At 56.8% G+C, this 14329-nt stretch carries 12 protein-coding genes; 7 read left to right on the top strand and 5 right to left on the bottom strand.

The genetic code is table 11. The features are described 5' to 3' along the window. The first annotated feature begins 127 nt into the window (after nucleotides 1-127). Nucleotides 128-2725: a bifunctional aconitate hydratase 2/2-methylisocitrate dehydratase gene (acnB, locus tag GV764_RS15195; RefSeq protein ID WP_161660862.1), complete on the top strand. Its 2598-nt coding sequence runs from the start codon at nucleotides 128-130 to the stop codon at nucleotides 2723-2725. Between the two features lie 49 nt (nucleotides 2726-2774). On the opposite strand, the gene GV764_RS15190 is transcribed toward acnB, so the two are convergent. Then, nucleotides 2775-3158: a hypothetical protein gene (locus GV764_RS15190; protein ID WP_201743211.1), complete on the bottom strand. Its 384-nt coding sequence runs from the start codon at nucleotides 3156-3158 to the stop codon at nucleotides 2775-2777. Nucleotides 3159-3346: 188 nt separating this feature from the next. Between GV764_RS15190 and yacL the strand changes: the two genes are divergently transcribed. The 5 genes from yacL (at nucleotide 3347) to GV764_RS15165 (ending at nucleotide 7858) form a co-directional block, all read left to right on the top strand. Further along, entirely contained in the window at nucleotides 3347-3709 is a 363-nt protein-coding gene (yacL, locus tag GV764_RS15185) for a protein YacL (RefSeq protein WP_161660860.1), read from the top strand. 180 nt (nucleotides 3710-3889) lie between these two features. Continuing rightward, complete coding sequence (locus tag GV764_RS15180) at nucleotides 3890-4843, top strand: 2-keto-3-deoxygluconate permease 1 (RefSeq protein ID WP_161660859.1); 954 nt, start codon at nucleotides 3890-3892, stop codon at nucleotides 4841-4843. Continuing rightward, nucleotides 4840-6111, top strand: a complete 1272-nt coding sequence (gene dtnK, locus GV764_RS15175; protein WP_161660858.1) for a D-threonate kinase — start codon at nucleotides 4840-4842, stop codon at nucleotides 6109-6111. Before GV764_RS15180 ends, dtnK begins: the two co-directional genes overlap by 4 nt. Beyond that, entirely contained in the window at nucleotides 6101-7084 is a 984-nt protein-coding gene (locus GV764_RS15170; RefSeq protein ID WP_161660857.1) for a D-threonate 4-phosphate dehydrogenase, read from the top strand. The genes dtnK and GV764_RS15170 overlap by 11 nt, the downstream gene beginning before the upstream one ends. Before the next feature lie 9 nt (nucleotides 7085-7093). Next, nucleotides 7094-7858, top strand: coding sequence for a DeoR/GlpR family DNA-binding transcription regulator (locus tag GV764_RS15165; RefSeq protein WP_161660856.1), 765 nt, complete (start codon nucleotides 7094-7096; stop codon nucleotides 7856-7858). A 78-nt stretch (nucleotides 7859-7936) separates the two neighbouring features. Here the strand turns inward: GV764_RS15165 and speD are convergent, their stop codons facing one another. From speD to GV764_RS15150, 3 genes are all read right to left on the bottom strand, one after another. Then, on the bottom strand, nucleotides 7937-8731 hold the full coding sequence (gene speD / locus GV764_RS15160) for an adenosylmethionine decarboxylase (protein WP_161660855.1): 795 nt from the start codon (nucleotides 8729-8731) through the stop codon (nucleotides 7937-7939). Between the two features lie 14 nt (nucleotides 8732-8745). Continuing rightward, on the bottom strand, nucleotides 8746-9612 hold the full coding sequence (gene speE / locus GV764_RS15155; protein ID WP_161660854.1) for a polyamine aminopropyltransferase: 867 nt from the start codon (nucleotides 9610-9612) through the stop codon (nucleotides 8746-8748). Between the two features lie 150 nt (nucleotides 9613-9762). Beyond that, the gene (locus GV764_RS15150) at nucleotides 9763-10110 is read right to left on the bottom strand and encodes a YacC family pilotin-like protein (RefSeq protein ID WP_125293639.1); all 348 of its coding nucleotides are present in this window, start codon (nucleotides 10108-10110) and stop codon (nucleotides 9763-9765) included. Between the two features lie 146 nt (nucleotides 10111-10256). Between GV764_RS15150 and cueO the strand changes: the two genes are divergently transcribed. Then, on the top strand, nucleotides 10257-11807 hold the full coding sequence (gene cueO, locus GV764_RS15145) for a multicopper oxidase CueO (protein WP_161660905.1): 1551 nt from the start codon (nucleotides 10257-10259) through the stop codon (nucleotides 11805-11807). A gap of 50 nt (nucleotides 11808-11857) precedes the next feature. Here the strand turns inward: cueO and GV764_RS15140 are convergent, their stop codons facing one another. After that, nucleotides 11858-14257, bottom strand: a complete 2400-nt coding sequence (locus GV764_RS15140; protein WP_161660853.1) for a glucose/quinate/shikimate family membrane-bound PQQ-dependent dehydrogenase — start codon at nucleotides 14255-14257, stop codon at nucleotides 11858-11860. Nucleotides 14258-14329 lie beyond the last annotated feature (72 nt).

Below are 14329 nucleotides of genomic sequence, written 5' to 3'. Positions count from 1 at the left end.
ACACCCCCTCAAAATCCTGCTATGCTGCCCGACGCGATATCGGGCATTTACCCTACAAACTGCTGTCTCACAGGAGCGTGAAGAGAATCGCCTGCCGCATATGACAATGAGAGCGAGGAGAACCGTCGTGCTAGAAGAATACCGTAAGCACGTAGCAGAACGTGCAGCCGTTGGGATTGTTCCAAAACCCTTAGATGCAACCCAAATGGCCGCGCTCGTCGAGCTGCTGAAGAATCCGCCCGCGGGCGAAGAAGAATTCCTGTTAGATCTGCTGACCAACCGTGTACCGCCGGGCGTTGATGAAGCCGCCTATGTTAAAGCCGGATTCCTCGCTGCAATTGCCAAAGGCGAAGCAACCTCCCCGCTGGTCACGCCTGAAAAAGCCATCGAACTGTTAGGCACCATGCAGGGTGGTTACAACATCCATCCGCTGGTGGACGCGCTGGAAAACGACAAACTCGCGCCGATTGCTGCGAAAGCGCTGTCCCATACGCTGCTGATGTTCGATAACTTCTACGACGTGGAAGAAAAAGCCAAAGCGGGCAACCGCTACGCGAAGCAGGTGATGCAGTCCTGGGCGGACGCCGAATGGTTCCTGTCGCGCCCGACGCTGGATGAAAAAATTACCGTTACCGTCTTTAAAGTGACCGGTGAAACCAACACCGATGACCTGTCTCCGGCGCCGGATGCCTGGTCGCGTCCGGATATCCCGCTGCACGCCCTGGCGATGCTGAAAAACGCCCGTGAAGGCATCGAGCCCGATCAGCCCGGCGCAGTTGGCCCGATCAAACAGATCGAAGCCCTGCAACAGAAAGGCTACCCGCTGGCCTATGTGGGCGACGTGGTCGGTACCGGTTCTTCCCGTAAATCCGCCACCAACTCGGTGCTGTGGTTTATGGGCGACGATATTCCGAACGTGCCGAACAAGCGCGGCGGCGGCCTGGTGCTGGGCGGCAAAATCGCGCCTATTTTCTTTAACACCATGGAAGATGCCGGCGCGCTGCCGATCGAAGTGGATGTTTCCAGCCTGAATATGGGCGATGTGATTGATGTGTACCCCTATAAAGGCGAAGTGCGCAATCACCAGACCGGCGATCTGCTGGCGAGCTTTGCGCTGAAAACCGATGTGCTGCTGGATGAAGTGCGCGCCGGTGGCCGTATTCCGCTGATCATCGGCCGTGGCCTGACCACGAAAGCGCGTGAAGCGCTGGGTCTGCCGCACAGCGACGTATTCCGTCAGGCCAAAGACGTAGCGGAAAGCAACCGCGGCTATTCTCTGGCGCAGAAAATGGTGGGCCGCGCCTGCGGCGTTGCGGGCATCCGTCCGGGCGCTTACTGCGAGCCGAAAATGACCTCTGTAGGCTCTCAGGACACCACCGGTCCGATGACCCGTGATGAACTGAAAGATCTGGCGTGCCTGGGCTTCTCTGCGGATCTGGTGATGCAGTCCTTCTGCCATACCGCTGCCTATCCGAAGCCGGTTGACGTCACCACGCACCACACCCTGCCGGACTTCATTATGAACCGTGGCGGCGTGTCGCTGCGTCCGGGCGATGGCGTGATCCACTCCTGGCTGAACCGTATGCTGCTGCCGGACACCGTCGGCACTGGCGGTGACTCCCATACCCGTTTCCCGATTGGTATCTCTTTCCCGGCGGGATCAGGTCTGGTGGCGTTTGCCGCCGCGACCGGCGTCATGCCGCTGGATATGCCGGAATCGGTGCTGGTGCGCTTTAAAGGCAAAATGCAGCCGGGCATCACCCTGCGCGACCTGGTTCACGCGATCCCGCTGTATGCCATCAAACAGGGTCTGCTGACCGTTGAGAAGAAAGGCAAGAAAAACATCTTCTCTGGCCGCATTCTTGAAATCGAAGGTCTGCCGGATCTGAAAGTGGAGCAGGCGTTCGAACTGACCGATGCCTCTGCCGAGCGTTCTGCGGCAGGTTGCACCATCAAACTGAACCGCGAGCCGATCGAAGAATACCTGCAATCCAACATCGTGCTGCTGAAGTGGATGATTGCGGAGGGCTACGGCGACCGCCGTACGCTGGAGCGTCGTATCCAGGGCATGGAGAAGTGGCTGGCGGATCCGCAGCTGATGGAAGCCGATGCCGATGCGGAATACGCGGCGGTGATCGAAATCGATCTGGCGGATATCAAAGAGCCAATCCTCTGCGCGCCGAACGATCCGGACGATGCGCGTCTGCTGTCTGACGTACAGGGCGACAAGATCGACGAGGTGTTTATCGGTTCCTGTATGACCAACATCGGTCACTTCCGCGCGGCGGGCAAACTGCTGGATACCCATAAAGGCCAGCTGCCGACCCGTCTGTGGGTTGCGCCGCCGACCCGTATGGACGCCGCGCAGCTGACTGAAGAAGGCTACTACAGCGTATTCGGTAAGAGCGGGGCGCGTATTGAGATCCCGGGCTGTTCACTGTGCATGGGTAACCAGGCGCGCGTGGCGGACGGCGCGACCGTGGTATCGACTTCTACCCGCAACTTCCCGAACCGTTTAGGCACCGGCGCGAACGTCTACCTGGCGTCAGCGGAGCTGGCTGCCGTGGCGGCGTTGATCGGCAAACTGCCGACGCCGGAAGAGTACCAGACGTTTGTTTCCCAGGTGGATAAAACCGCCGCGGATACCTATCGCTATCTGAACTTCGACCAGCTTTCTCAGTACACCGAGAAAGCGGACGGGGTGATTTTCCAGACGGCAGTCTGATCTTTCGTGTAATGAAAAGGGGAGCCTCAGCGCTTCCCTTTTTTATGCCCTACGACAGGGCATCCTCTTTGCCGCTGTAGCGCGGCAGGCTTACCACCGGATAGGTAAAGCTCTCTTCAACGCGGCAGCGCTCCGGCTTTTTCTGATCGGCATAAATAATGAACCAGCGCTCATTTTCCGGGAAATAGACCACATCATCGCCGTTGCGAAACGAGTAGGTTTTGTAAGGTACCCCCGATTTGGTGTGATCTTTATGCGCGCCAGAAGCAATCTGAAAATGTTTGCCCCACTGCAGGGTGGTGAGGTGATACTTAAAAAAGGAGATCAGCATATTCTGGCGGGTCAGGCAGTCGAGCCGCACCGCTTCGCCCGCATACGCGGCGGAAAATGGCAAGGCGAGGGAGATAAACAGCAGGACTGGGGACAATGACATTTTCACTTTTTGCATAACTGATGACGATTTAAGGCCTTAAGAAGATCTCTAGGATAGCACAGTCATCCCGGCTGGCTTTTTTCTCAATACCTCTGCCCGTTGCGCTGTTTTTCTGCTGCCGTGCTGCGATAATTACAGATAAGAAGATTCGGGCGCAGTTTGCCCGGCGTGTAGCAGAGGAAAACACTATGGATCATGAATTTCTGCGCGACGTTACCGGTACGGTGAGAGTACGCATGTCGATGGGCCATGAAGCGATTGGTCACTGGTTTAATGAGGAAGTGAAGGAGAACCTGGCGCTGCTGGATGAAGTGGAGCAGGCGGCGCAGGCGGTCATCGGCAGCGAGCGCCAGTGGCAACGCGCCGGGCATGAATACACGCTGTGGCTGGATGGCGAAGAGGTAATGGTGCGCGCCAATCAGCTGGCCTTTTCTGGCGATGAGATGGAAGAAGGGATGAGCTACTACGATGAAGAGAGCCTGTCGCTGTGCGGCGTGGAGGATTTTCTTCAGGTGGTGAAAGCCTACCGGGAATTTCTCCATCAATCCTGAGTGATTTCAATCATCAATTGAGCCGGGCGTTTGCGCCCGGCTTTTTTTTGCTGGTAACGCTTGTTTTGATTTTTATTAATCTTTTTAAAACGGTGATCTGGCGCATTTGTGATTTTTGATTGATTAAATATAATCTTTATGATTTTATTTAATCACAACATGACAACAGGCGGGAAAGCCATGAACATTAAAAAGTCTATAGAACGCGTACCAGGCGGCATGATGGTCGTGCCATTGGTTATCGGTGCCATTATCAATACCTTTGCCCCGCAGGCGCTGGAGATCGGTGGGTTTACCACCGCACTGTTTAAAAATGGCGCTGCGCCGCTGATCGGCGCATTCCTGCTGTGTATGGGCGCCGGGATCAGCGTGAAGGCGGCGCCTCAGGCGTTATTGCAGGGCGGTACTATTACGCTGACTAAGCTGCTGGTCGCGATTGCGATCGGTCTGGGCGTTGAGCAACTGTTCGGCGCAGAGGGGATCTTTGGCTTAAGCGGCGTGGCGATCATTGCCGCGATGAGTAACTCCAATGGCGGGCTGTATGCCGCACTGGTCGGTGAATTTGGCAACGAACGTGATGTCGGTGCGATCTCCATTTTGTCTCTTAATGACGGTCCATTCTTTACGATGATCGCCCTGGGGGCGGCGGGGATGGCAAACATTCCGATCATGGCGCTGGTCGCGGTGCTCGTCCCGCTGGTGGTGGGTATGATCCTCGGTAACCTCGATCACAACATGCGCGATTTTCTGACCAAAGGCGGTCCGCTGCTCATTCCTTTCTTCGCGTTTGCGCTTGGCGCTGGCATTAACCTGGAGATGCTGCTGCAGGGCGGCCTGGCGGGCATCCTGCTCGGCGTGCTGACCACTTTCATTGGCGGTTTCTTTAATATCCGCGCAGACCGTCTGGTTGGCGGGAGTGGAATTGCTGGTGCGGCAGCCTCCAGTACTGCGGGTAACGCCGTCGCGACGCCGCTGGCAATCGCGCAGGCTGACCCTTCGCTGGCGGAAGTTGCCGCCGCCGCCGCGCCACTGATTGCCGCGTCGGTGATCACCACAGCGATCCTGACGCCGATTCTTACCTCGTGGGTGGCAAAACGTCAGGCGCGTCGGGCAGTTCAGGAGAATAAAGCATGAAAATGATCGTCATTGCCGATGACTTTACGGGCTCTAACGATACCGGCGTGCAACTGGCGAAGAAAGGCGCGCGCACGGAGGTGATGCTCACCCCGGCGCAGAAGCCTTCGCGCCGAGCTGATGTGCTGGTGATCAACACGGAAAGCCGGGCGATTCCGGCGGCGCAAGCCGAACAGGCCGTGCAACAGGCGTTAGCGCCGTGGTGCGAAAGCGCCAGCGTGCCGCTGGTGTATAAAAAAATCGACTCAACCTTCCGGGGTAACGTCGGGGCCGAGGTCACCGCCGCGATGCGGGCCGCTCACCGTCAGTTGGCGGTGATTGCCGCGGCGATCCCCGCTGCCGGGCGCACCACCCGTGATGGGCTGTGTCTGGTCAACGGCATCCCTTTACTGGAGACCGAATTTGCCAGCGATCCCAAAACGCCGATTATCTCTTCGCGCATTGCGGAACTGGTGGGGTTGCAAAGTGACATTCCGGTACACGAAGTCTCGCTTGAAGACGTCCGGCGCGGCCGGCTGAGCGCGCTGTTGAGCGCCTTTGCGGCAGAAAGCGAATGCATGGTAGTGGTAGACGCGGTGGAAGATCGCGATCTGTCGTTAATTGCGCAGGCTATTTGTGAACAAAAACAGCTGCCGCTGCTGGTTGGCGCGGCCGGGCTTGCCAATGCCCTGCCGGTCAGAATGTTTATGCAGGAGAAACAAGAACTGCCGGTGCTGGTGGTGGCGGGCTCAATGAGCGAAGCCACGCGACGTCAGGTCGACAAAGCGCTGTGTCAGGAGCGCGCGAAGGTTGTTGATATTGATGCCTCCCGGCTGGCATCCACGCATGTCGAACAGGAGATGGCCTCGGTGGTGGAGCAGGCCTGTTCGCTGCTGAGCCATCAGCAGCACACGATTTTACGTACCAGTCGGCGTGCGGAAGATCGGGAGATGATTGACACCCTGTGTCGCCAGGTGGGGATGAGTCGTCAGCAGCTTGGTGAACTGTTGAGTCAGCGCCTTGGAATAATCACGTTACGCATTATTGAGCAGGCGCGGATCGGCGGCCTGTTCCTGACCGGAGGGGATATCGCCACCGCAGTAGCCAGCGCGCTGGGTGCGGAAGGGTATCGCATTCAACGTGAAGTGGCCCCCTGCATTCCGTGCGGAACGTTTGTGAACAGCGAAATTGACGATCTGCCGGTCATTACCAAAGCAGGAGGATTCGGTTCAGACAGTACCCTTTGTGATGCGCTTTATTTTATTGAGGAGATGTACAGTGGTAACTAAAACAATTGCGATTACGATGGGCGACCCTGCGGGGATCGGCCCGGAAATTATTGTTAAAGCGCTCAGTGAAAGTGAATTTACCGGCGCGCCGCTGGTGGTGGTGGGATGTCTGCAAACCCTGAAGCGGTTGCAGGCCAAAGGCCTGGCTGAGGGCGTGACGTTTTGCGCAATTAACCGGGTCGCGGATGCCCGCTTCACGCCGGGCGTCATTCATGTCATCGATGAGCCGCTGGCGCAGCCGGAGGCGCTGGAACCCGGCAAAGTGCAGGCGCAGGCGGGGGATCTGGCTTTTCGCTGCGTAAAACGCGCCACAGAGCTGGCCATGAGTGGCGAGGTCCATGCCATTGCCACTGCCCCACTGAACAAAGAAGCGCTGCATCTTGCGGGTCATCACTTCCCGGGTCACACCGAGCTGCTGGCAACGCTCACCGAAAGCCGCGACTATGCAATGGTGCTTTACACCGACAAACTGAAAGTTATCCATGTTTCTACCCATATTGCGCTGCGTAAATTCCTCGATACCCTGAATGGTCAGCGGGTGGAAACGGTGATTGGCATTGCGGATACCTTTCTGAAACGCGTGGGTTTCGCCCATCCGCGGATTGCGGTGGCCGGGGTGAACCCGCATGCCGGTGAAAACGGGCTGTTTGGCGATGAGGAAATTCGTATTGTCGGTCCGGCAATTGAGAACATGAAGGCGAAAGGGATGGATGTTTACGGTCCGTGCCCACCGGACACCGTGTTTTTACAGGCGTATGAAGGACAATATGACATGGTGGTGGCGATGTACCACGATCAGGGCCATATCCCGCTGAAGCTGCTCGGTTTTTACGATGGCGTCAACATTACTGCGGGCCTACCGTTTATCCGCACCTCTGCCGATCACGGGACGGCATTTGATATCGCCTGGACGGGAAAAGCAAAATCTGAGAGCATGGCCGTATCGATCAAACTGGCAATGCAACTGGCGTAATTTCCTGTTATGAAAGGACAACACCGTCTGGATCAGATTGTGGCGTATTTGAAAAACCATACGCTGGTAACCGTGGATCAACTGGTGGATGCCGTTGACGCATCCCCGGCAACAATCCGACGTGATTTGATCAAACTGGATGAACAGGGGGTGATCAGTCGCAGCCACGGCGGTGTTGCGTTACGACGCTTTGAACCTGCTCAACCGACCACCAACGAGAAACAACTGCGATCGCCCGCTGAAAAACGGGCGATCGCACGCTATGCGGCCTCCATGGTCCATGCCGGTGATGCCGTGGTGCTTGATGCCGGTACGACCATGCTGGAACTGGCAAAGTGTTTAACCCATCTTCCGTTACGCGTTATCACTGTCGATCTGCATATTGCTTTGTTTTTATCGGAATTCCGGCAGATAGAAGTGACGATAGTGGGCGGACGGATTGATGACAGCAGCCAGTCCTGCATTGGTGAATTTGGCCGTAAGATGCTGCGCAGTGTCTACCCTGATATCGCTTTTATGAGCTGTAACACCTGGAGTATGGAAAAGGGCGTGACCACGCCGACCGAGGACAAAGCAGGGCTGAAGCAGGAAATCATTGCTAACGCCCAGCGTAAGGTCCTGCTGGCCGACAGCAGTAAATATGGCGCGCATTCACTGTTTAATGTCGCCTCTCTCAGTCGGTTTACCGACGTCATTACCGATGTGAATTTACCGCTGGCCGTTCAGACCGAATTGAAAGCGCAATCCGTCGCCCTGACGCTGGTGCAGCCTTAATCACGGGTAACAGACGGTAGGGCAATCCCTGCAAGGGATGATTGACGCAGGCGCTCCGCAGAGCGCCTGCATATTTTCTTACATGCCCGGAATATTACGTCCGTAGTAAATCTCGCGCATTTCTTTCCAGAGCATATCGGTAATGTCTTTGCGCTCTTGTTCAGTTAAATCTTCCGGTCTGGTGTGAAACATGTAGTGCTTCAGATCGAACTCTTTCAGCAGCATCTTGGTGTGGAAGATATTCTCCTGATACACATTCACATCCATCATGTCGTACAGCGCTTTCATATCTTCAGACATGAAGTTCTGAATCGAATTGATCTCATGGTCGATGAAGTGCTTCATGCCGTTGACGTCACGGGTAAAGCCGCGCACGCGGTAATCCACGGTCACGATATCGGATTCCAGCTGGTGGATCAGGTAGTTCAGCGCGTTAAGCGGGGAGATCACACCGCAGGTTGACACTTCAATATCCGCGCGGAAGGTGCACAGCCCGTTTTCCGGGTGGCTTTCCGGGTAGGTGTGGACGCAGATATGGCTTTTATCCAGGTGGGCCACCACCGCTTCGGGCAATGGACCGGGGTGTTCGGTTTTATCGACCAGCTTCGGGTCGACGGGCTCTTCGCTGACCAGAATGGTCACGCTGGCGCCCTGAGGCTCATAATCCTGGCGCGCGATATTCAACACGTTCGCGCCGATGATGGAGCAGGTTTCCGTCAGGATCTCGGTGAGACGGTTTGCGTTATACAATTCATCGATATAAGCGATGTAGCCATCGCGCTCTTCCGCCGTTTTGACGTAGCAAATATCGTAGATACAAAAACTCAGGCTTTTGGTCAGGTTATTAAAGCCATGCAGTTTAAGCTTTTTCAATTTTGTTCACCTCCTTAGGATGCGTGGCGAGCCAGCGCGTCGTTCAAGTATTGCGGCAGAGCGAAAGCGGCCGCGTGGATTGCCGGGTTGTAGTAGCGGCAGGGTAAACCGGCATCGGCAAAGCGCGTCTGGATGGTTTTCAGATCGTGCTGGCGCAGCGCGGGGTCATCGGTGGCCCAGGCGAAGGTCATAATGCCGCCGTAATAGGTTGGGATCGCCGCCTGATAAAAACTCACGTCCCCGAAATAGTGGCTGAGTTTACGATGGCTGCCGACGGCTTCATCCTGCTGTAAAAAGCAGACGCCGTTTTGCGCCACAAAAATCCCGCCCGGATTCAGCGCGCGTTTACAGCCCTGATAAAACTCCGAGGTAAACAGGCTTTCGCCGGGACCGACGGGATCGGTGCAATCGGAGATGATCACGTCAAACGTTTGTGTGGTCTGGTTGACGAAGTTAACGCCGTCGTCGATCACCAGCGTGAAGCGCGGATCGTCATAGCTTCCGGCGTTATGGTTAGGCAGGTACTGACGGCAGAACGACACGACGCCCGCGTCGATCTCCACCATGGTGATGGTTTCGACGTTTTTATGGCGCGTCACTTCACGCAGCATTGCGCCATCGCCGCCGCCGATAATCAGCACGTGCTTTGCGTTGCCGTGTGCCAGCAGCGGCACGTGGGTCATCATTTCGTGATAGATAAACTCATCGCGCTCGGTGGTTTGCACGACGCCGTCCAGCGCCATGATGCGGCCAAATGCGCGGTTCTCGAAAATAATCAGATCCTGGTGGTCGGTCTTTTCGTGATACAGCACATTATCAACGGCAAAGTATTGTCCAAACTGGTCGTGCAGCGTTTCCTGCCACACTTTTGCTTCGGCCATTGGCAGAACCCTCTTTCGTTAACATTCATGGAAAAATGGCGCAACATGATAGCTAACATCTTACGCTGATGCACGGTCAATATTTCATCAACGGAAGGCGGGAGAGGTATGCAGCCTGAACGCCAGGGGCTTCAGGCCGAACGGAGGGAATTATTTGACGTAGGCGAGCAGGCTAAGGGAATCGCGTGCCAGGGCTTTACATTTTTTGGCGGTAGGGATGGCGATGCCGCTGAGATCGCGGTAACTGTCTTCGCCGAGCGCCTTCATATTGAAGCTATCGTAATTGCTTAAATCCCACTGGTTCTGCTGAGCGAAAAACACCAGCGCGCGTCGGATTTGGCCGTTGGGCAAATTTTGATAGCCGCAATCGTTCTTCAGAAATACAAAAACCGCCGTAAGATCAGCCATATCTTCGGCTTCAGACTCACTTAATGCAAAGCTACTGGCGGAGAATCCGAGCAACCCACCGAGCAACACCAATCTGACCCACTTCATCATCGCGCCTGGAACTCCTCTCTGAAGTGAGAAAGTTAGCACAATTCCGCATTTCACGACGATCTTTATTATTATGCCGTTGGCTTGACCTTCCGCTTAGGGGAGGGTTTATGCTCAAAATTACGCCTGCGAACCATAAGGAAATCGACATGCATCGCCGCGACTTTTTAAAATATTCCGCCGTGCTGGGCGCAGCGAGCGCGTTACCGCTGTGGAGCCGCTTTGCCCTCGCCGCCGACCGTCCCGCTTTACCTGTTCCTAATTTGTTATCTGCCGATGCAGAAAGCCGCATCCGCCTGACCATTCAGGCGGGGCAGACGCTGTTTAACGGCAAAGCGGCGGCCACCTGGGGCTACAACGGCAATCTGCTCGGCCCGGCGCTCCAGTTGCGCCAGGGAAAAGCCGTCACCGTGAATATTCATAACACCCTGGCGGAAGAAACCACCCTGCACTGGCATGGTCTGGAAGTGCCCGGCGAAGTCGACGGCGGCCCGCAGGGCGTGATTAAACCCGGCGAAACCCGCACCGTCTCTTTTACGCCGCAGCAGCGTGCCGCCACCTGCTGGTTCCACCCGCATCAACACGGCAAAACCGGGCACCAGGTGGCGATGGGGCTGGCAGGTCTGGTGCTGATTGAAGACAACGATAGCCGCCTGTTGCGTCTGCCGCAGCAGTGGGGCATTGATGACGTCCCGCTGATTATCCAGGATAAACGCTTCGGGGCCGACGGCCAGATTGATTATCAACTGGATATGATGAGCGCCGCCGTAGGCTGGTTTGGCGACACGCTGCTGTGTAACGGCGCGGCGTATCCGCAACATGCCGCGCCGCGCGGCTGGCTGCGCCTGCGTTTGCTGAACGGCTGTAACGCCCGCTCGCTGAACATCGCCGCCAGCGATGGTCGTCCGCTGTATGTGGTCGCCAGCGACGGCGGCTTTCTGGCCGAGCCGGTCAAAGTGACCGAACTGCCGATGATCATGGGCGAGCGTTTTGAAGTGCTGGTGGAAAACCGCGACAACACGCCGTTCGATATCGTGACGCTGCCGGTGAAACAGATCGGCATGACCGTCGCGCCGTTTGATAAGCCAGTGCCGGTAGTGCGCATTCAGCCGCTGGTGGTGACCACATCCGGCGAACTGCCTGACAAACTGGTCGATATGCCCGCGATACCTGACAGCGCCAACGCCAAAGAGCGCTGGCTACAGCTGATGATGGACCCGATGCTCGACATGATGGGGATGCAGGCGCTGGAGCAAAAATACGGCAAACAGGCGCTGGCCGGTATGGGCATGCACCACGGCATGGAGGGCCACGGCAAGATGAACCATGGCGGCATGGGCCACCAGAGTATGGATTTCCATCACGCCAATAAAATTAACGGGCTGGCGTTTGATATGGCGAAACCGGCCTTTGCCGCCCAGCGCGGGCAGTATGAGCGCTGGACCATTTCCGGGGAGGGCGACATGATGATGCACCCGTTCCATATCCACGGCACCCAGTTCCGCATCCTGAGTGAAAACGGCAAGCCGCCCGCCGCGCATCGCGCAGGCTGGAAAGATACCGTCTGGGTGGAAGGCGCGCGCAGCGAGGTGCTGGTGCGTTTCGATCATCCGGCGTCGGCGGAGCAGGCCTATATGGCGCACTGCCATCTGCTGGAACATGAGGATACCGGCATGATGCTGGGCTTTACCGTCGCGTAAAACAAAAAAGGCCGCGAATCATTCGCGGCCTTGTTGTTTAACGTTGAGGATTACTTCGCGTCATCCGGCAACGCGAAGGCAACAATATAGTCGCCCATCTTCGTTCCGAACGAGCCGTGGCCCCCGGCGGAAATCACCACATACTGCTTACCGTTAACCTCATAGGTCATCGGCGTGGCCTGGCCACCTGCTGGCAGACGGCCTTCCCACAGTTTTTCACCGTTAGTCATGTTGTAAGCGCGCAGATAGTTATCTGCGGTTGCGCCAACAAACAATACGTTACCGGCGGTGGAGATCGGCCCGCCGAGCATCGGCATCCCGAGGTTAAACGGCAGCGGGAACGGCAGCGAGAACGGCAGGCTGTCGCGCGGCGTCCCGATACGTTTTTTCCACACCACTTCGTTGGTTTTCAGATCCAGCGCAGAGATGTAACCCCAGGCCGGTTGTTTACACGGCAGACCAAACGGCGACAGGAACGGGTTCAGGGTGACGCCATACGGCACGCCGTACTGCGGCTGGATCCCGGTTTCCTGACCGCTGGCGGCGTGCGGGGTTTCCGATGGCTCCATCGGGTTATCCGGGCCGCGCGGCATCAGTTTCGACACGAATGGCAGGGCGATCGGGTTGGCAATCGCCACCTGACGGCTCGGATCGACGGAAATACCACCCCATTCGAACATCCCCAGGTTACCCGGGAAGACCAGCGTGCCTTGCTCAGACGGCGGGGTGAAGATCCCTTCGTAGCGCAGTTGATGGAACATCACGCGGCACACCAGCTGGTCGAACATGGTGGCGCCCCACATGTCCGCGCCGCTCAGATCTTTGGTGGGTCGGAAGCTCAGCTCAGAGAACGGCTGGGTCGGTGAGAGGCGGTCGCCTTTCGCCGGGCCCTGCGGAACCGGTTTTTCCGGCGCCGGAACGACCAGTTTGCCGTCACGACGATCCAGCACGAAGATGTTGCCGGTTTTCGCCGGCGCATAAATCACCGGAACCACATTGCCGTTTTTGTCGGTAATGTCCGCCAGCGTCGGCTGGGAAGGCATATCCATATCCCACAGATCGTGGTGGACGGTCTGATAAGCCCAGGCCAGCTTACCGGTGGAGGCGTTCAGCGCCACAATCGAGCTGGCGTAACGCTCCTGCTCTTCGGTCCGGTTGCCGCCCCAGATATCCGGCGTGGACACGCCCATCGGCAGATAGACCAGGTCCAGTTGCGCATCGTAGGCGGCAGGCGCCCAGGAGTTCGGGGAGTTCAGGGAGAAATGATGCTCATCCGAGGGGATCGCATTCGGGTCTTTGGCTCCCGGATCGAACGCCCAGACCAGATCGCCGGTATTGACATCAAAACCACGGATCACGCCGGACGGCTCACGCGTCGAGTAGTTATCGGTCACCGCGCCGGCGATGACGATAATTTTATCGGTCACAACCGGCGGCGACGTCGGCTCATACATGCCCGGCGTGGTCACCGGCTGGTTGGTTTGCAGATTGAGAATGCCTTTATTGGCAAATGTTTCGCACAGCTTGCCGTTGTCGGCGTTGATGGCAAACAGACGGCCATCGTTGACCGGCAGAATGATACGACGCGGACAGTCCGCCACTACATCCGGGCTGGCGCTGTCGGCGCGCGCTTCATGATAAGACACGCCGCGGCACGTCACGTGCTGGAACGACGGATTGGCGTTCAGCTGTGGGTCGAAGTGCCATTTCTCTTTCCCGGTGGCCGCATCAAGCGCGAACAAACGCTGGTGCGCGCTGCACAGGTACAGCGTGTCGCCCACTTTAATCGGCGTCACTTCATTGGTGATTTCGCCCGGGTCGGTGGGCAATTTCACATCACGGGTCTGGAAGGTCCAGGCTTCTTTCAGCTCATGAACGTTATCCGCGTTAATCTGTTTAAGCGGAGAGAAGCGTTGCCCTTCCTGGTTACGACCGTAGGCAGGCCAGTCGCCGTCCGGGATCGCCGGCGCGGCAGTGGTGGCTGCCGCCGCATCGGTTTTCAGGGTGCCGTCGATCTCTTGCGGATCGTTGAAAATGGCCCATCCGAGAATACCGGCGGTGATAATCAGCGTCACCATCATTGAGGGAAGAGCAGGGCGCGAGATCACCGGCAGTTTTCGCCAGACAAACGGCAGGATCAGCCAGATGCCGAAGAACACCAGGATATCGCAGCGCGGGGTCAACGCCCAGAAGTCGAAGCCGACTTCCCAGATTGACCACAGCATGGTCGCGAGCAGCAGCGCCGCATACAGCCAGAGCGCCGACTGTTTGCCGCGCCACAGCAGCCAGGCAACGCCAAGCATCACCAGGCCCGCAATCGGGTAGTACCAGGAACCGCCTAATGTGACTAACCACACCCCGCCAATTAATAAATACAGCCCGCACAGAACTGCGAACAGGGCTGTTAACACCACAATTAGTGATGATTGTTTATGTTTTATTTCCGCCATAATCACACTCGTAATATTTTAGTAGCAAGTAATTATAGTTATTAACATGTGTGATCTTAATCACAAAAAGAG

This window comes from Atlantibacter hermannii, from assembly GCF_009907385.1.
Classification (GTDB): domain Bacteria; phylum Pseudomonadota; class Gammaproteobacteria; order Enterobacterales; family Enterobacteriaceae; genus Atlantibacter; species Atlantibacter hermannii_A.
Note: the sequence above shows the minus strand (reverse complement) of the source record. Positions and strands in the feature narration are given on the sequence as shown.